At 32.6% G+C, this 16,432-nt stretch carries 17 protein-coding genes; 8 read left to right on the top strand and 9 right to left on the bottom strand.

The window, feature by feature from the left end:
- Window positions 1–2: 2 nt before the first annotated feature.
- Window positions 3–1,067, bottom strand: coding sequence for a sensor histidine kinase (locus tag BC961_RS06155; RefSeq protein WP_121924970.1), 1,065 nt, complete (start codon window positions 1,065–1,067; stop codon window positions 3–5).
- On the bottom strand, window positions 1,068–1,751 hold the full coding sequence (locus BC961_RS06150) for a response regulator transcription factor (RefSeq protein WP_121924969.1): 684 nt from the start codon (window positions 1,749–1,751) through the stop codon (window positions 1,068–1,070).
- A 176-nt stretch (window positions 1,752–1,927) separates the two neighbouring features.
- Between BC961_RS06150 and BC961_RS06145 the strand changes: the two genes are divergently transcribed.
- The 4 genes from BC961_RS06145 to BC961_RS06130 all read left to right on the top strand — a co-directional run bounded on the left by BC961_RS06145 (window position 1,928) and on the right by BC961_RS06130 (window position 7,632).
- Window positions 1,928–4,708 carry a TonB-dependent receptor gene (locus BC961_RS06145; protein ID WP_121924968.1) on the top strand — a complete coding sequence of 927 codons (2,781 nt, stop codon included), beginning with the start codon at window positions 1,928–1,930 and terminating at the stop codon, window positions 4,706–4,708.
- Between the two features lie 188 nt (window positions 4,709–4,896).
- Complete coding sequence (locus BC961_RS06140; protein ID WP_121924967.1) at window positions 4,897–6,084, top strand: hypothetical protein; 1,188 nt, start codon at window positions 4,897–4,899, stop codon at window positions 6,082–6,084.
- Between the two features lie 105 nt (window positions 6,085–6,189).
- Window positions 6,190–6,528: a T9SS type A sorting domain-containing protein gene (locus tag BC961_RS06135; RefSeq protein WP_121924966.1), complete on the top strand. Its 339-nt coding sequence runs from the start codon at window positions 6,190–6,192 to the stop codon at window positions 6,526–6,528.
- Window positions 6,529–6,651: 123 nt separating this feature from the next.
- A complete protein-coding gene (locus tag BC961_RS06130; protein ID WP_121924965.1) occupies window positions 6,652–7,632 on the top strand; it encodes a LuxE/PaaK family acyltransferase in 981 nt (326 codons plus the stop codon).
- 3 nt (window positions 7,633–7,635) lie between these two features.
- Here the strand turns inward: BC961_RS06130 and BC961_RS06125 are convergent, their stop codons facing one another.
- Genes BC961_RS06125 through tyrS form a run of 3 tightly spaced genes read right to left on the bottom strand, consistent with a single transcriptional unit; the run spans window position 7,636 to window position 9,407 of the window.
- Entirely contained in the window at window positions 7,636–7,887 is a 252-nt protein-coding gene (locus BC961_RS06125; protein WP_121924964.1) for a type II toxin-antitoxin system RelE family toxin, read from the bottom strand.
- Complete coding sequence (locus BC961_RS06120) at window positions 7,880–8,083, bottom strand: hypothetical protein (protein ID WP_121924963.1); 204 nt, start codon at window positions 8,081–8,083, stop codon at window positions 7,880–7,882. The genes BC961_RS06125 and BC961_RS06120 overlap by 8 nt, the downstream gene beginning before the upstream one ends.
- 31 nt (window positions 8,084–8,114) lie before the next feature.
- Window positions 8,115–9,407, bottom strand: a complete 1,293-nt coding sequence (gene tyrS / locus BC961_RS06115) for a tyrosine--tRNA ligase (protein ID WP_121924962.1) — start codon at window positions 9,405–9,407, stop codon at window positions 8,115–8,117.
- Window positions 9,408–9,625: 218 nt separating this feature from the next.
- Between tyrS and BC961_RS06110 the strand changes: the two genes are divergently transcribed.
- Window positions 9,626–10,633 (top strand): NAD-dependent epimerase/dehydratase family protein, encoded by a 1,008-nt coding sequence (locus BC961_RS06110; RefSeq protein WP_121924961.1) that lies wholly within the window; start codon window positions 9,626–9,628, stop codon window positions 10,631–10,633.
- A 5-nt stretch (window positions 10,634–10,638) separates the two neighbouring features.
- On the opposite strand, the gene BC961_RS06105 is transcribed toward BC961_RS06110, so the two are convergent.
- From BC961_RS06105 to BC961_RS06095, 3 genes are read right to left on the bottom strand one after another with little or no spacing between them, the layout of a single operon-like run.
- A complete protein-coding gene (locus BC961_RS06105) occupies window positions 10,639–11,127 on the bottom strand; it encodes a DUF4296 domain-containing protein (RefSeq protein ID WP_121924960.1) in 489 nt (162 codons plus the stop codon).
- Window positions 11,128–11,136: 9 nt separating this feature from the next.
- On the bottom strand, window positions 11,137–12,477 hold the full coding sequence (locus tag BC961_RS06100) for a dihydroorotase (RefSeq protein ID WP_121924959.1): 1,341 nt from the start codon (window positions 12,475–12,477) through the stop codon (window positions 11,137–11,139).
- Window positions 12,478–12,489: 12 nt separating this feature from the next.
- Window positions 12,490–13,215 carry a polyprenol monophosphomannose synthase gene (locus tag BC961_RS06095; RefSeq protein WP_121924958.1) on the bottom strand — a complete coding sequence of 242 codons (726 nt, stop codon included), beginning with the start codon at window positions 13,213–13,215 and terminating at the stop codon, window positions 12,490–12,492.
- Between the two features lie 103 nt (window positions 13,216–13,318).
- Here BC961_RS06095 and BC961_RS06090 point away from each other — a divergent pair, with 103 nt between their 5' ends.
- From BC961_RS06090 to BC961_RS06080, 3 genes are all read left to right on the top strand, one after another.
- Window positions 13,319–13,990, top strand: a complete 672-nt coding sequence (locus BC961_RS06090; protein ID WP_121924957.1) for a DUF4271 domain-containing protein — start codon at window positions 13,319–13,321, stop codon at window positions 13,988–13,990.
- A 13-nt stretch (window positions 13,991–14,003) separates the two neighbouring features.
- Window positions 14,004–14,753 carry a uroporphyrinogen-III synthase gene (locus tag BC961_RS06085; RefSeq protein WP_121925110.1) on the top strand — a complete coding sequence of 250 codons (750 nt, stop codon included), beginning with the start codon at window positions 14,004–14,006 and terminating at the stop codon, window positions 14,751–14,753.
- 156 nt (window positions 14,754–14,909) lie between these two features.
- Window positions 14,910–15,380 (top strand): Lrp/AsnC ligand binding domain-containing protein, encoded by a 471-nt coding sequence (locus tag BC961_RS06080; RefSeq protein ID WP_121924956.1) that lies wholly within the window; start codon window positions 14,910–14,912, stop codon window positions 15,378–15,380.
- Between the two features lie 85 nt (window positions 15,381–15,465).
- Here BC961_RS06080 and BC961_RS06075 read toward each other — a convergent pair whose 3' ends face one another.
- A complete protein-coding gene (locus BC961_RS06075; RefSeq protein WP_121924955.1) occupies window positions 15,466–16,155 on the bottom strand; it encodes a zinc metallopeptidase in 690 nt (229 codons plus the stop codon).
- Between the last annotated feature and the right edge of the window lie 277 nt (window positions 16,156–16,432).

Raw genomic sequence — 16,432 nt, 5'->3', positions numbered from 1 at the left:
ATTTATTTAGATTTTTGCTTTTTTGTTTTGACTTTTTGAAGTGTAAAAGAAAACTCAGAGCCGACACCAAATGTGCTATCTACAAATATTTTTTCGTCGTGTGCCTCAATAATATGCTTAACGATAGCCAGTCCTAATCCTGAACCACCCTCAGTTCTTGCTCCGCTTTTATCTACTCTATAAAAACGTTCGAATAGTCTTGAAATATTCTTTTTAACGATTCCATCACCGTTATCAGTCACTCTAACAATTACTTTTTCTGCGGTTAAATCTTCAATACTAACTTCCGTAGAGCCTTGATCTTTTCCATATTTAATTGAGTTTACGACTAAATTCATAACTGCTTGCTCAATTTTTTCATGATCGCCCACCACCATTATAGGTGTATTGTATTTCATATCAAACATCAATAAAATATCTTTTTTTGAAGCTTTCATTTCTAAAAGATCAAATACATTTTCTATGAGTTTGACAATATCAAATTCAGTTATTTCTAAATTTAACTCGCCTATTTCTAGTTTAGAAATCATATCTAAATCTTGGACGATGTAGATAAGGCGCTCCACTCCTTTTTCAGCACGCTCTAAATATTTTTTTCGAATCGTTTTATCACTCATCGCTCCATCCAGCAATGTTGATAAATAACCTTGAACCATAAAAAGAGGTGTTTTTAATTCGTGAGAAACATTACCTAGAAACTCTCTTCTATATTCTTCCCTAACTTTCAAGGTTTCTATTTCTAACTTTTTGTCAGTCGCAAACTTTTTAACCTCACGTGTCAATGTCGCCATATCAGTAGTGATGGGTTGGTTCATAAAGGTGCTCGACTCTAATAAAGCAACATCATCATATATTTTCTTTACCTTTTTATAGATAAAACGCTCCACTCGGTATTGAATTACTATAAAAGAGAAAACAGCAATTGAAAAAGCAAAAATCAAACAAAACTGATAAGAAAACTTAAAAAATAAATAGGTCAAAAAGCCCACTAATCCAGTGGAAAATAAAGTAATATAAAGTGCAGACTTTACAGCAAAGCGATATGTTTTTTTAAAATTAATGTTCATCTATACCTCAAACTTATAGCCAACTCCTTTAATTGTTTTAAATAATTCTTCTCCTATTTTTTCACGCAACTTTCTGATGTGTACATCAATTGTTCTGCCTCCCACAATTACTTCGTTACCCCATACTCTATCGAGAATTTCATCCCTTTTAAAAACCTTACCAGGCTTTGAAGCTAGAAGATAGAACAATTCAAATTCCTTTCGAGGTAAAACAATTTCGATGTTATCCTTAACAATTTTATATTCTTCACGATTAATTTCGATACCACCTACATTCAATGTCTCGCTATTCTGCTCTTTATCTTTCAAACGACGCAATAAAGCTTTCACTTTACTAACTAATAATTTTGGCTTGATAGGTTTTGTAATGTAATCATCAGCACCAGCATCAAATCCAGCTACTTGAGAATAGTCTTCACTCCTCGCGGTCAAGAAAGTAATAAGGACATTACTTAATTCTGGTATTTTTCGAATACTTTCACAAGCTTCCATACCATCCATTTCTGGCATCATCACGTCCATTATAATAAGGTCTGGAATTACCTTTTTTGCTGTAGCGATAGCTTCTTTACCATTTGACGCAGTGAATATTTGATACTCTTCCTGAGCGAGGTTATATCCGATGATTTCTAAGATATCTGGCTCATCATCAACTAGTAGAATTTTGGTGTTTTTTTTCTTCATAAAGCGTCAAAAATTGTTTTTTGAATGGTAAATGTAGTCAATAATAGGAGACTGAAAAGCTGTTAACGGTAATTTAATATTGGAGCTGTTTACTGTCAAAAACAAAACATAACCGTAACAACACAGTAACTTACATTTTACATTTCGCTCCTTACTTTGCAAAAAAAACAATACAAATGAAATTCAAAATTCTTTTAATATCGTTATTTATAACTGCAATGTCTTTCTCACAGAACAAGGGAACGATTACTGGAGTCTTAACAGATAAAGATTCAGACAACCAATCTTTACCTTTTGCAAACGTTGTTATTGCAGGAACAAGCATTGGAACCAATACAGATATGGATGGAAAATTCTCTGTAAGTACAACTCCAGGAAATTACACCTTACAATTTAGTTTTGTGGGTTATGAATCAGTAGAAATTCCAGTAAAAATTATCGCTAATGAAACAGTTACTATAAATCAGGCTCTAGGCTCTGCGGGATATAAACTTGAAGATGTGGTAATAAGAGCTACAGTAAGTAGAGAAAAAGAAACTGCTTTATTATTAGATCAAAAACAAGCAGTGGTTATCAAACAAAGTATAGGCGCTCAAGAAATGTCTCGTAAAGGTGTCAGCGACGTAGAAGAAGGTTTAACTAAAGTTACAGGAATTACAAAGGTTGATGGTCGTGGATTATTTATAAGAGGATTAGAAGATCGCTACAATAATTTATTAATAAATGACTTGCAATCTCCTTCTAACAGTCCTTTTAAGAAAATTATCCCATTAGATTTATTCCCAACAGATGTTGTGGGAGTTCTAAATATTTATAAAACTTTTAATCCTAATATTTCTGGAGATTTTGCTGGAGCGACGGTTAATATTGAAACACCTCAGCCAAAAAATATAACAAAATTGAATATTGGTTTTGGATACACGACGAGCAATAATGGGGTTGACTTTCTACTTTCGGAAGATGCTAATTCGACAAAAGGAACGCTTGGATTAATAGAAAGCGACAGAGCACTTCCAGCAGTCTTTGGAACGATTCCCAATGGAAAAAATCTTTCTCCTGCTGAATATGAAAATGCATACGGTACTAAATCTTGGGATGTTAGCAAGACAAAAAGCCCATTGAATTCAAGTGTAAGTTTTTTACACGCACAAAAATTCAGTCTTAAAAATGAAAGGAATATTAGTTATATAATGTCATTTAATTTCGACAATAAGTATTCTTTTAGAGAAGGAGTTGATAGAACATTTAATTTAGGTCAAGGAAATTACGACAATAATTTATTCACCACACAATACAGTTACCAAACTACTTTTTCTGGATTAGCTGGTTTGAAATTTAAAACAAAGCGCTATAACTTAAATTTTAATACTTTTCTAATCAAGGCAACTGAAAGTAAAATTCAAGATCAACTAGGATATACAAACAGTTTAGCAAACAAGACCAATAACTTGATACGAATGAATCAATTTGAGGAATCGAACTATTGGAATACACAATTGTACGGTGATTATAAAATAAGTGAAGACGGAAAACATAGTTTAAAAGCAGGAGGTTCTTACGTAAAAACTTCTTTTGGTCAACCTGACAGAAAATTTATTACTGGAGTTAAAGAAAGTGATAATACAATCAACATGTCATACGGCGGGAATAACTTAAACCGGCAATATCTAGATGTTAAGGGGAACTTTTATTATTCTTCACTGTTAGAGTACAGTTTGAAATTTGGCGAAAGCCAAAAACCTAATATCTTATCCATAGGTTATAATGGTTCGTTGAATGATATGGCTTCTAATTATCGTTTCTTCTCAGGAAGAAAAAATATAGAGAAAAACTACACTACAAATTTAAACACGATTAGCACAACGATAAATGATGACATTAAAAACGGAATTTTATATGTACAAGAAGAATCAAACGGTGATTACAAAGTGAAATTAAATCAATTTGTTAATGCTGGATATTTTAATTTGTTCATGACTTTTAATGATAAATGGGATTTAAATGCTGGGATAAGAGCTGAAAGTTCGATGCGCGAAATTAAATATAGAGAACAAGGAGATCCTTTTGGAAATGCGTATCGCATCAAAAAAGAGGATAAATTAGAAATATTGCCTTCTGTTAATTTGAAAAGAATTTTAAACGAAAACAGTAATCTAAGAGTTTCATTAGCGAAGACAACTACGCGTCCAGTTGCGATGGAACTATTGCCAATAAACTACATCAATGCTGATGGAACTTCAGAAAGTGGTAATCCAGATTTAAAAAACAGCGAAAACTATAATGCAGATTTTAAATATGAATTGTTCCCGAATAATAAAGAATTATTTGCTGTAGGAGTATTTGGTAAAGTAATCAATAATCCTATTGAAAGAGTTTTTAAACCAACAGCAAATAGTGGTGGACAGATTACAACATTTAAAAATTCAGAACAAGCTATTATTTTTGGAGCTGAGATCGAAATACTTTTACAATTGAGTAGAGTGAGCGAATCTTTATCAAACTTCTCTCTCGGATTTAACACTTCATTAATGAATACTGATGTAAAGATTGATCCTACAAGACAAGGAAATGAGTTAGAAAACAGTAAAAGTCGCAAATTGCAAGGTGCTTCCAGCTGGTTGATAAATTCGGATTTAAAATATGATTTTATCTTTAGAAAAGATTGGAAAAACTCAATGACAGTAGTGTATAACGTTTACGGAGATCGAATTTTTGCAGTAGGTTCGTCAGGAATGGATCATATTTACGAAAAGTCGTTCAGTAAACTTGATTTTATATGGACGACTGCAGTTTCAAAAAACATCGATATTAAGTTTGCAGTAGATAATATTTTGAATCCGAGCTACCGAAAAGAACTAGGAACTAAAAGCAACATAAAAATCACCGAAGATTCGCTAATAGTAAAAGAGTTCAAAAAGGGAGTTGGATTCTCAGTAAATGTAGGATACACTTTTTAACAACAAAACAAATAGCAAAAGAAGAGCCGAAGAGGCTCTTTTTTTGTTTACATAGTAACCTAAAATTTACATCAAATTCATTGTTTTATAATACTTTGATAACAATTACCTAACTAATTTCCAAAAGCGCAGGAGTACTTTTGACTTAATAATTAACAACAAAATTATAATTTTAAAAAGATCAAAAAATGAAAAAATTAGTATTTAGTCTAGCTTTATTGAGCTTAGTTTTCACAAGTTGTACATCAAGTGATAGCGACGTAATAACTACCCCTCCATCAGCAACTGGAGAAATAACCGGCGATGTTACTGTATCAAAAACATATACCAAAGGGACTTATTCATTGAGTGGAACGGTTAGAGTTAAAACAGGTGTCACTTTGACTTTTGAAGCGGGTTCAATAATAACTGCTGATGTATCAAATGGTACTGATGCACTCTTAATTGAAAACGGAGGAAAACTAAATATTTCAGGTACAGCTGCCGAACCAGTTGTGTTTACTGAAAAATCTAAAACTGCAGGTTCTTGGGGTGGAATAATAATGTTTGGTGATGCTCCTATAGTAGCTGGAAAAATGGCTGATGGAACACCTATCACAACTGCGACTTCTGAAGATGGAACAAACATTGTTTACGGCGGAAAAAATCCAGCACACAATGGTGGATCATTAAAATATGTAAGAGTTGAATATGCTGGTAAAAAAATTCTTGATGGAAACTCTGAGATGAATGGATTCTCTTTCTATTCTGTAGGTTCTGGAACAACTTTAGAAAACTTAGTTTCTTATAAAGGTGCTGATGATGGATTTGAATTTTACGGAGGAACTGTAAGTGCTAAAAATCTTGTATCCTACGGAAATACGGATGATTCATTTGACTGGCAAGATGGATGGCAAGGTCAAGAGAACACAAACTGGTACGCGTATCAAACTGGAGCTGGAAATTTTGGAATGGAAATCGAAGCGAAAAGTGTGAATAATGCATTTTTTCCAAAAGTATCTAATATCACTTTGCGAAGAGCAGCTGGAACAGTTACAGAAGCTGGAAATCCTTTAGAAATTGATGCTATCCAATTTAAAAAAGAAGGAAATGGAGAATACTCCAATATAGTAATCTCAGGTTATACATCAACTAATGCAACTGCAGTACGAATTCAAGATGCTGCTACACAAACAAACCAAGTTGCAACTGGTAAAATAAAAATGCTTAATGTAAAAATTGCAGATGCTACTCCATTATGGGGAGCAGGAGCAACAACTTTTACTGCTACTTTTTTACCTATAAACTTCACTACAAGCACATCAGCAAACGGAGCAATATTGACTCCTGGAGCGTGGGCAATCGTAGATGGTGTAAATTTGCTATCGAATTTGTAAAAAATAGTTAGCCAAAAATCATTATAAACATCCTGAAAATTCAGGATGTTTTTTTTGGTATAGTATTTGAATATTTTTTGTACATTTACTAAACAAAATAATCTGATGGCAAAAAACTACTTTTATACTATTACTTTATTGGTTTTTTTATTTTCCTTCAGCGTTAACGCTCAGGAATCTAAGCCGCAACCAAAAACTCAAGAATCACCTACAATTGAAGGTTTAAACTTGTACCCAAACCCCGTGAGCAACGGAAAAGTATACATTTCGACTAAAAACGATTTTGATAAAGAAATAATTATCTTTGACGTTTTAGGTAAAAAAGTACTTCAAACACAGTTAAGCTCAAGAGAGTTAAATGTCTCCACTTTATCTTCTGGTATTTACATCATAAAGATTAATGAAAAAGAAGCATCGGCTACAAGAAAATTAATTATTCGATAAAAAAATTAAAATAAACAGAAAGCTCTAATTAATTTTGGAGCTTTTTTTTGCAGAAAACAATAGATCCAAAGCGTGAATTAAAAACACACCAAATTTTTTGATTACTTTTGCAAAAAAAATATTTTGATTTCAGCTTCCGATATATTTGCTATTTCTAATCAAAAACAATTTGAGAAGATGGCCTTAAAAGTTTTTCGTCATCAGTACGAAAACAACATTGTATATCGTGAATTTTGTGAGCTTTTAAAAACTGATTCACACAAAGTAAAGTCATTAGAGCAAATTCCATTTCTGCCTATTCAGTTTTTTAAAAGTCACAATGTTGTTTCAAATACTAACGCAATTGAAGAAGTTTTTACAAGCAGCGGAACTACTGGTGCGATAACAAGTAGGCATCTTGTCACTGATGCTTCCATCTACGAAGAAAGTTATCGAAAAGGATTTTCTGAATTTTATGGAAATATTGAAGATTACGTAGTGCTAGCATTACTTCCTTCTTATCTTGAAAGAGAAGGATCTTCATTAATATATATGGTTGAAGACCTAATAAAACTTTCTAATCAGACTGAAAGTGGTTTTTACTTGCATAATCATGATGAGCTAATCAAAAAATTAATTGAGTTGGATCAATCAGGACAAAATGTTATTTTGATTGGAGTTACTTTTGCTTTATTAGACCTTATCGAGAAACAGCAATTTAAATTGCAAAATACGATTATAATGGAAACTGGCGGGATGAAAGGAAAGCGAAAAGAAATGATTCGTGAAGAACTGCATCAGCAATTATGTGAAGGTTTTGGCGTATCGGCTATTCACTCTGAATACGGAATGACAGAACTACTGTCTCAAGCCTATTCGCTAGGTGAAGGCGTATTTGAATGCCCTTCTTGGATCCAAATCTTAATCCGCGATACCGAAGATGCTTTAACCTATATTCCAAAAGGAAAAACAGGCGGAATAAACGTAATTGACTTAGCTAATATTAACTCCTGCTCTTTTATAGCAACGCAAGATTTGGGTAAAAAAAATCCCAATAACTCTTTCGAGGTATTGGGACGTTTTGATAATTCTGATATTCGTGGTTGTAATTTGATGGTGTTGTAAATCTTATTCATAAATATCTTTTCGATGACCTAAATCTACTACATCGATCAAAAGAATATCATCAATTATTTCATAAATCACTCTATAATCTCCAACACGTATTCTATATCCTTTTCTTCCTTTTAACTTTTTATAACCTGAAAGTCTAGGATTTTTTGATAAACTTCCAATCGCAAATAATATTGGATTAGCTATCTCATCTGATAACTTATCTAACTTCTTCTGCGCTTTTTTGGAAAAATCAATGTTATACATTTGACTTTTTTGCTTCCCTTGTTTTCAAATAATCTTCAAATGAAATTCGATACCCATCATCGTCCTTTTTGGCTTCATCATAAAGACGAACGTCTTCTAAATCCTCCAATTTTTCAATCATTTTATTGTATTGCTTTATAGGCAAAACAACAGCCGTTCTATTTCCTTTTTTGTCCGTTAAAAATTGTGTTTCCATAATTTTAAATATTTAAAGTAAAGTTATGAAATTAAACTACTCTAACTACAAAATAATTCTTCTTACCACTTTGTAACAAAACAAATTGATTGTTGATTAAATCTTTAGTCGAAAGCACAAAATCTTCAGCTACTTTCTCTCTATTTACTGAAATAGAATTAGCAGTCAAAGCACGCCTTGCTTCACCATTTGATTTAAAAAAGCTAGTTTTTTCGTTTAAAACAGTAATAATATCAATACCAGATTCTATCTCAGATTTTGCTATTTCAGCTTGTGGAACTCCTTCAAAAACATCTAAAAAAGTCGCTTCATCTAATTGTTTCAAATCATCTGAAGTTGAATTTCCAAACAAAATAGCAGATGCTTTTATCGCATTATCTAAATCCTCTTTTGAATGAACCATGATAGTAATTTCCTCCGCTAAACGCTTTTGTAACAAACGTAAATGTGGAGTTTCTCTATGTTTCTCTGTTAAATCTTCAATTTCTTCTTTCGATAAGAAAGTGAAAATTTTAATATATTTCTCTGCATCAACATCAGATGTATTTAACCAATATTGATAAAATTTATAAGGTGAAGTACGAGCTGAATCCAACCAAATATTTCCTCCTTCAGATTTTCCAAATTTAGTTCCATCTGCTTTAGTAATCAACGGACAGGTTAAAGCATACGCTTTCCCGCTAGCAATTCTACGAACTAATTCAGTCCCAGTAGTTATATTTCCCCATTGGTCGCTTCCACCCATTTGTAGCGTACAGCTTTTATCTCTGTAAAGATGTAAAAAGTCATAACCTTGAACTAATTGATATGTAAATTCAGTAAATGACATTCCTTCAGCTGCTTCAGATGTCAATCGCTTTTTAACTGAATCCTTAGCCATCATATAATTGACAGTAATATGTTTACCCACATCACGTATGAAGTCCAGAAAAGAAAAGTTCTTCATCCAATCGTAATTGTTTACTAATTCAGCTGCATTCGCCGCATCAGAAGTAAAATCAAGAAAGCGACTTAATTGCGCTCTAATCGATTCTTGATTGTGGCGTAAAGTTGGCTCGTCTAATAAATTTCTCTCATTCGATTTTCCTGATGGATCACCTATCATTCCTGTTGCACCACCTACTAAAGCTAATGGTTTGTGCCCAGAAAGCTGAAAATGCTTCAATAACATAACTCCAACTAAATGTCCAATATGCAATGAATCCGCAGTTGGGTCAATTCCCACATACGCCACACGCATTTGCTCCATCAAATGTTCTTCTGTGCCCGGCATAACGTCGTGAAGCATTCCTCTCCAAGTCACTTCTTCAATAAAATTTTTCATCTTTTTTAATCAATTTTCACAAAGATAATAATATCAATGGCAAAAATCAATTTAGACCGTACTTTCAAATATAAATAACCTTTATAAAGCCTATGCCGAAATGGCAAAGCAAACATCACTTAAAAAAAATTACAAAAAATACATTTTTAAAATCCTAAATTAGCTTTGATTTCAATCATTGATATTGTCATTGACTTTGATTTTGTTACATTTACCAAATGATTTTAGTAACAGGAGGAACTGGTTTAGTTGGCGCACATTTATTGCTTCATTTGATTGAATCTCATAATATTGGGAGCGGACAAATTCGTGCAATTTATCGAAGTAGTGGTAGCATCGAAAAAACTAAATCTCTTTTTAAACTGTACAGAAAATTTGACTTATTTGATTCCATACAATGGGTACAAGCTGACATCACTGATGTTCCGGCGCTTGAGCATGTGTTCGTAGGAATTACAAAAGTGTATCATTGTGCAGCAATTATTTCATTTGATCCTAAGGATGAAGAGAAAATTCGAAAAATAAACATTGAAGGAACTGCTAATATTGTCAACTTTTGCCTCAGCTATAAAGTAAAAAAATTGTGTTACATAAGCTCTATCGCTGCTCTAGGAGATATTGCAGCACATGAGTCAATAATAACAGAAGAAACCGACTGGAATCCAGAAAAGCCACACAGTGACTATGCAATTTCTAAATATGGTGCTGAAATGGAAATGTGGCGTGGCCAACAAGAAGGTTTAAATATTCTAATTGTAAATCCTGGAGTCATACTTGGTCCTGGTTTTCAAGATCAAGGAAGTGGGGTTTTATTTAAAAGAGTGGCGAACGGTTTATCCTATTACACATTAGGAACAACTGGTTTTATTGCTGTAACTGACGTAGTAAAAATCACTACTAAGCTCATGGATAGCGACACAAGTAACGAAAGATTTACATTGATTGCTGAGAATATTATTTATCGAGATTTATTTAATAGTATTGCCGATTCACTCAATGTTCAAAGACCTATGAAGCACGCAAAGCCTTTTTTTATGGAGATAGTGTGGAGAGTAGATTGGATTTTATCAGTAATTTTTGGACAAAAAAGAAAGTTTACAAAAGCTACAGCAAAGGCATCGTATTGTAAAAATTTATATTCAAATCAAAAAATAAAAGAAAGGCTAAATCCTAAATTCACAAATATCCTGGAGTACGTAAATACAATCGCAAACTTAAAACCTTAAAAAGTTTATTGTAAAGCTTCCCTTTGTAAAACAGGCTGCTTGATTACATTTTTATTAATAAGTTGCTTTCTCCCTCTGACTAAAGTATCAACAGGAATTGATTTCTCAGAAATTTTTGTCTTTTTAGCTTTTTTTAGTTTTTTACTTTCTAACTTAATAAGAGAATCTGTAACTGTTTCTTTCTGCTCTAATCTTTTAGCAACTTCGTCAAACATTAGTTTGTAATTCTCATAATCAGCAGAATAATAAACATTGCTATTAGCAAATTGCAAACTATCCACTTTATATTTCTTTAAAATGAATTTTTGCGGGTTAATTTTGAAACTATCGATGTATTTAGGATTTTGATACTTTATAGCGTCTAGAAGTGAAATGTCATATATAATATCGACCATCACATCTTTTTTTATTAGACCAGCAGGTTTTTTTACAACATCCTCCTTACAACTCAAAAAGAGTGTAACTGTAGCTAGAAATAATACCAATTTTTTCATCTCTCAATTTTATCTTTCGAACAATAAACGTTGACCCACGCGAATATCTTTTACTTTAAAAGCAGTATAAACGAGTTGACCGTTTACAAAAGTATGCGTTATTCTTGATTTAAAAGTAAAACCTTCAAAAGGAGACCAACCACATTTTGCTAATATGTTTTCTTTTTTAACGCTCCATGGCAAGCCAGAATTTACGATCACTAAATCAGCATAATATCCTACTTTAACGAAACCTCTCTTTTCTATTTTGAAAATTTTAGCAGGATTGTGACACATTTTCTCCACAATTTTCTCCACACTTATTTTTCCTTGATGGAACGCTTCAAACATTGCCACAACGGCATGTTGAACTAATGGTCCACCAGAAGGAGCGCTCATATAAGGCTTGTTTTTTTCTTCTAAAGTATGTGGTGCGTGATCAGTAGCAATTACATCGATTCTACCATCAATTAACGCTTCCCAAAGTACTTTTCTGTCATTTGGAGTTTTAACCGCAGGATTCCATTTAATTAAGTTCCCTTTCGTAGCATAATCTTCATTGGTAAACCACAGATGATGAACGCAAACTTCAGCTGTAATTTTTTTGTCTTCCAATGGAATTTTATTGGTGAACAAATCCATTTCTTTAGCGGTAGAAAGATGAAAAATATGCAAACGCGCACCAGTTTTTTTCGCTAAAGCAACAGCTTTTGAAGAAGAAATATAACACGCTTCTTCACTGCGAATCAAGTGATGTGCCGTAACTGGAATATCATCGCCGTATTCTTCTGTATATTTTTCTAAGTTCTTTTTAATGGTTGTTTCATCTTCACAGTGCACCGCAATTAATAGAGGTGTACTTGAGAAAATTTTCTCTAATGTAGCTTCATTATCAACTAACATATTCCCGGTTGAAGAGCCTAAGAATATTTTAATTCCAGCAACATTTCTAGGATTAGTTTTTAAAACTTCGTCTAAATTATCATTTGTCGCACCCATCATAAAAGAATAATTCGCATATGACTTATGGGCTGCTAATTCATATTTCTGTTCTAATATTTCTTGCGTAACAGCATTCGGTACTGTATTAGGTTGTTCGATGAAAGAAGTTATTCCACCCGCAACCGCTGCTTTAGATTCTGATTCAATATCTCCTTTGTGCGTCAATCCTGGCTCTCTAAAGTGAACTTGATCATCGATTGCTCCTGGCATTAAAAAATTACCCTCGGCATCAATAATTTTACAATCTGGTGACTTAGCACTTATGCTTTCTGAAATCTCAACAATTAAGTCATTTTCAATTAATACATCGCCTTCAAAAATTACTCCTTCATTTACTATTTTGGCATTCTTAATTAAAACCCTGTTCATCGTTTCTTTTTCTTATAATGTGTTAACTAATCTTTTTAATCTAAGCGCAATAACTCCAAATACAGCCTCTACAATAATAGAGTTACTCATTTTAGACTGCCCTTTTGTTCTATCCGTAAAAATAATTGGAACCTCTACAATTTGAAAATCTTTACAATACGTTCTGTATTTCATTTCTATCTGGAAAGCGTAACCAACAAATTTAATTTTATCTAAATTTATTTCTTCTAAAACTCTTTTTTTGTAACAAACGAAACCAGCAGTGGCATCGTGAATTTTCATCCCAGTAATCATTCGAACATAAACTGAGGCGAAGTAAGACATTAAAACTCTGCTTAATGGCCAGTTTACAACATTTACACCAGTAACATATCGAGAGCCAATTGACAAATCAGCGTCGCCTAAATGACAAGCGCTATATAATTTTTCTAGGTCATTAGGATTGTGTGAAAAGTCAGCATCCATTTCGAAAATATATTCGTAATTGTGCTTTAATGCCCATCTAAATCCGTGAACATAAGCCGTTCCTAATCCTGATTTTTTTTCTCTTTTTTCCAAAAATAATCTTCCTTCAAATTCTGCTTGAAGCAAAACCACCTTATCAGCTGTGTGATCTGGAGAATTATCGTCAATTATTAGAACATGGAAAGCCTTTCTTTGCGATAGCACCGACCGAATAATGCTTTCTATATTTTCAATTTCGTTATAGGTAGGAATTATAACAATACAATCATTCATATGTCGACTAATTTCAGGGCAAAAGTAAACTTTTTATGCCATTACAACCTTAATAATATTATAATAAAAAGAATGATATAAAAATTAGTATTTTTGCAGCGTTATGATTGAAACTATACTTCATCCTAGGATAATAGAGAGCAAAGACTGGGCAACGGTGCTTTTTGTTCTGTCATTTGGTATTATCGCAATTACTAAATCCGTTTTTGAAAACAGATTTGCCGATTTTACCAATCTTATTTATTCGAATAAATACATAAAAGTTTATAAAGACAATACAAATTTAAAAAGCGGATTTACTCTTTCCTTATTTTTTGTTCAAGTCATTTCTCTTGCCTTTTTTGTACAAATAACATTAAGCTATTTTGGTTACGCATCAAAAACAGATTGGTTACTGTACATTCAAATTTTTACTTTTTTAGTTTTCTTTATTTTATCGAAGTATTTGATAGAAAAAATAATTGCTACATCCTTTAATATTGAGGATTTTATGGATCAGTTTAACCTTCAAAAAGTGACATATAGAACATACATTGGTCTATTCATACTTCCTTTCAATATAATTTTGTTCTATTACGACTCATTTTCACGAAATATCCCGTTAACTATTATCGCCATAATACTGATAACGAACGCTTTGACATATTTGATTTCAATAAAAAATTATCAAAATATAATATTCGGCAAGTTGTTTTACTTTATTTTATATCTTTGCGCTCTCGAAATAGCACCCTATTATTTTATGTATTATTGGTTTACAAAGGGAAATGCTTAGAAAAAGTGAAATTATGAAAGTGAAAACAATTTTGGTATCACAACCTGAACCTAAGGTCGAAAATTCACCTTACTTTGAACTTCAACAAAAGCATAAAGTAAAAATTGATTTCAGACCTTTCATTCATGTAGAAGGCGTAAATGCAAAAGAGATCAGACTTCAAAAAATTGATCTTAACAATTACACTGCAATTATATTAACAAGTAAAAATTCTGTTGACCACTTTTTTAGAGTAGCTGAGGAAATGCGCTTTAAAGTTCCAGAAAGTTTAAAATATTTTTGTCAATCAGAAGCTATTGCTTTTTACTTACAAAAATATGTCGTTTACAGAAAACGTAAAATCTATGTAGGACCTAAAGATTTTGCTGATTTATCTCCTCTCATCAAAAAATACAAGGATGAAAAATTCTTGTTGCCTGCTTCAGACCAATTAAATGCTGATGCAACAGTTACCTTAAATGGTTTAAAAGTAGATTGGACTCCAGCTGTTTTTTACAAGACAGTAATGAGCGACTTATCAGATCTTGCCGATGTTTATTATGACGTCTTGGCTTTCTTTAGTCCAACAGGGATAAAATCACTGTTTATGAACTTTCCAAAGTTCGAACAAAACAATACTCGCATTGCTGTTTTTGGAAGTACTACTCAAAAAGAAGCGCTGGATCACGGTTTAAGAGTTGACATTCTTGCTCCAACACCAGCAACTCCATCAATGACGATGGCTTTAGAAAAATACATCACAGAAGCTAATAAAGGAAAATAAAAAAAATATTTTTCAATAAAGATTTAAAAGTCATTCAAATTTGAATGGCTTTTTTTTATGCACAAAACAATCGAATTACATTTTCAGAGCAATGTTTATTTAAATTTGATTAAAAATTAGAAGTAAAATTTCTATTTTAGTTTAAAATTATAACTCATGAAAATAAATTCTTTAATAGTAGAAATTGACGGTATTGATAAAGAAATTTTACGCGATTTGATGGATGATGCTCGGAAACCGATTCTCCAAATCGCCAATAAAATTGGAATTTCTGGAGCAGCAATTCATCAACGTTTGAGAAAATTAGAGCAATCTGGTGTTATTTCAGGATCAAAATTCACTGTGAACAACAAAATATTGGGCTACAATACAATGGCCTTTGTGGGAATCTATCTTGATAAAGCCGCTCGAAATCCAGAAGCAGTAAAGGATTTAAAGAAAATTCCTGAAGTACTAGAATGTCATTACACGACTGGAAACTGGTCAATTCTCATAAAAATAATCTGTCGAGATAACGAGCATTTAATGCATTTGCTCAACACAAAAATCCAAGCAATCGAAGGTGTTTCAAGAACTGAAACCTTTATTTCACTGGACCAACAAATTGATAGACAGATTCAATTATAATATTTGAATATAATAACTTGATGATAAAAAAGCCGACTCATTTAATAACGAGTCGGCTACTTTTAAATCATTTGAGATAATCAAATTAATCTCTTCTACTTCCGCCCATATATATAGAAACGTAGTATAGTAAGGTTGCTATCGATCCTAGAGCAGCCACTACATAAGTTCTAGCAGCCCATTTCAGTGAATCCTTTGCTCCTGCTTGTTCTTGTTGCGTTAACATTCTTTTATTCTCTAACCAAGCTAACGCGCGATTACTGGCATCGTACTCAACTGGCAAAGTAACAATTGAAAATAATGTTGTTGCGGCAAAAATCACAATTCCTACTAATAATAATTGTGGAAATGTTTTCAGCATTAAAATACCTCCCAGTAAAATCCACTGCATATAACTAGAAGCCACATTTACAATTGGAACTAATTTAGAACGCATTGTCAACCATTGATAACCTACAGCGTGTTGCACGGCGTGACCACACTCATGTGCAGCAACTGCTGCAGCAGCAGCATTTCGCTGATTATAAACTGCCTCACTTAAATTAACTGTTTTATCAGCAGGATTATAGTGATCTGTTAAACGACCCGGTGTAGAGATTACTCGCACATCCCGAATTCCATTATCAGCAAGCATTTTTTCAGCAATTTCAGCACCTGACATTCCGTTTTGCAATTGCAATTTAGAATAATGCTCAAATTTACTTTTCAGTCTTGAACTTACTAGCCAGCTGAAAAGCATAATAGCTCCGGCAAGAATTAAATATCCACTTCCCATATTTATATTTTTTATTTTTTTTAAAATCTTACAAATGAAACATCAAATTGTGAACCAAAATTATAAAATGCCAAATTGGCAATAGTTAAATAATTGATAATTCATACTTATTACTTTATCGCGTTTTTTTAATATCGATTACGAGCTAAAATTTTATCTAGAGGTAAGCGTCTCGGGTATTTTAGTCTTGCGAGTTTGGATGCATCCAGCATGACAAATGGATCAGATTGTTTCTGTAAATAAATTTGTCAAGTAATTACTAAACGATAGAAGAGGA

This window comes from Flavobacterium weaverense (genome assembly GCF_003688495.1).
Classification (GTDB): domain Bacteria; phylum Bacteroidota; class Bacteroidia; order Flavobacteriales; family Flavobacteriaceae; genus Flavobacterium; species Flavobacterium weaverense.
This window is presented reverse-complemented; position numbering and strand designations above follow the sequence as displayed.

Bases quoted from the DNA above. Each gene is read 5' to 3' on its own strand.
- BC961_RS06155 (WP_121924970.1), bottom strand. From the start codon at position 1,067: ATGAACATTAATTTTAAAAAAACATATCGCTTTGCTGTAAAGTCTGCA.
- BC961_RS06150 (WP_121924969.1), bottom strand. From the start codon at position 1,751: ATGAAGAAAAAAAACACCAAAATTCTACTAGTTGATGATGAGCCAGAT.
- BC961_RS06145 (WP_121924968.1), top strand. From the start codon at position 1,928: ATGAAATTCAAAATTCTTTTAATATCGTTATTTATAACTGCAATGTCT.
- BC961_RS06140 (WP_121924967.1), top strand. From the start codon at position 4,897: ATGAAAAAATTAGTATTTAGTCTAGCTTTATTGAGCTTAGTTTTCACA.
- BC961_RS06135 (WP_121924966.1), top strand. From the start codon at position 6,190: ATGGCAAAAAACTACTTTTATACTATTACTTTATTGGTTTTTTTATTT.
- BC961_RS06125 (WP_121924964.1), bottom strand. From the start codon at position 7,887: ATGTATAACATTGATTTTTCCAAAAAAGCGCAGAAGAAGTTAGATAAG.
- BC961_RS06120 (WP_121924963.1), bottom strand. From the start codon at position 8,083: ATGGAAACACAATTTTTAACGGACAAAAAAGGAAATAGAACGGCTGTT.
- tyrS (WP_121924962.1), bottom strand. From the start codon at position 9,407: ATGAAAAATTTTATTGAAGAAGTGACTTGGAGAGGAATGCTTCACGAC.
- BC961_RS06110 (WP_121924961.1), top strand. From the start codon at position 9,626: ATGATTTTAGTAACAGGAGGAACTGGTTTAGTTGGCGCACATTTATTG.
- BC961_RS06105 (WP_121924960.1), bottom strand. From the start codon at position 11,127: ATGAAAAAATTGGTATTATTTCTAGCTACAGTTACACTCTTTTTGAGT.
- BC961_RS06100 (WP_121924959.1), bottom strand. From the start codon at position 12,477: ATGAACAGGGTTTTAATTAAGAATGCCAAAATAGTAAATGAAGGAGTA.
- BC961_RS06095 (WP_121924958.1), bottom strand. From the start codon at position 13,215: ATGAATGATTGTATTGTTATAATTCCTACCTATAACGAAATTGAAAAT.
- BC961_RS06090 (WP_121924957.1), top strand. From the start codon at position 13,319: ATGATTGAAACTATACTTCATCCTAGGATAATAGAGAGCAAAGACTGG.
- BC961_RS06085 (WP_121925110.1), top strand. From the start codon at position 14,004: ATGAAAGTGAAAACAATTTTGGTATCACAACCTGAACCTAAGGTCGAA.
- BC961_RS06080 (WP_121924956.1), top strand. From the start codon at position 14,910: ATGAAAATAAATTCTTTAATAGTAGAAATTGACGGTATTGATAAAGAA.
- BC961_RS06075 (WP_121924955.1), bottom strand. From the start codon at position 16,155: ATGGGAAGTGGATATTTAATTCTTGCCGGAGCTATTATGCTTTTCAGC.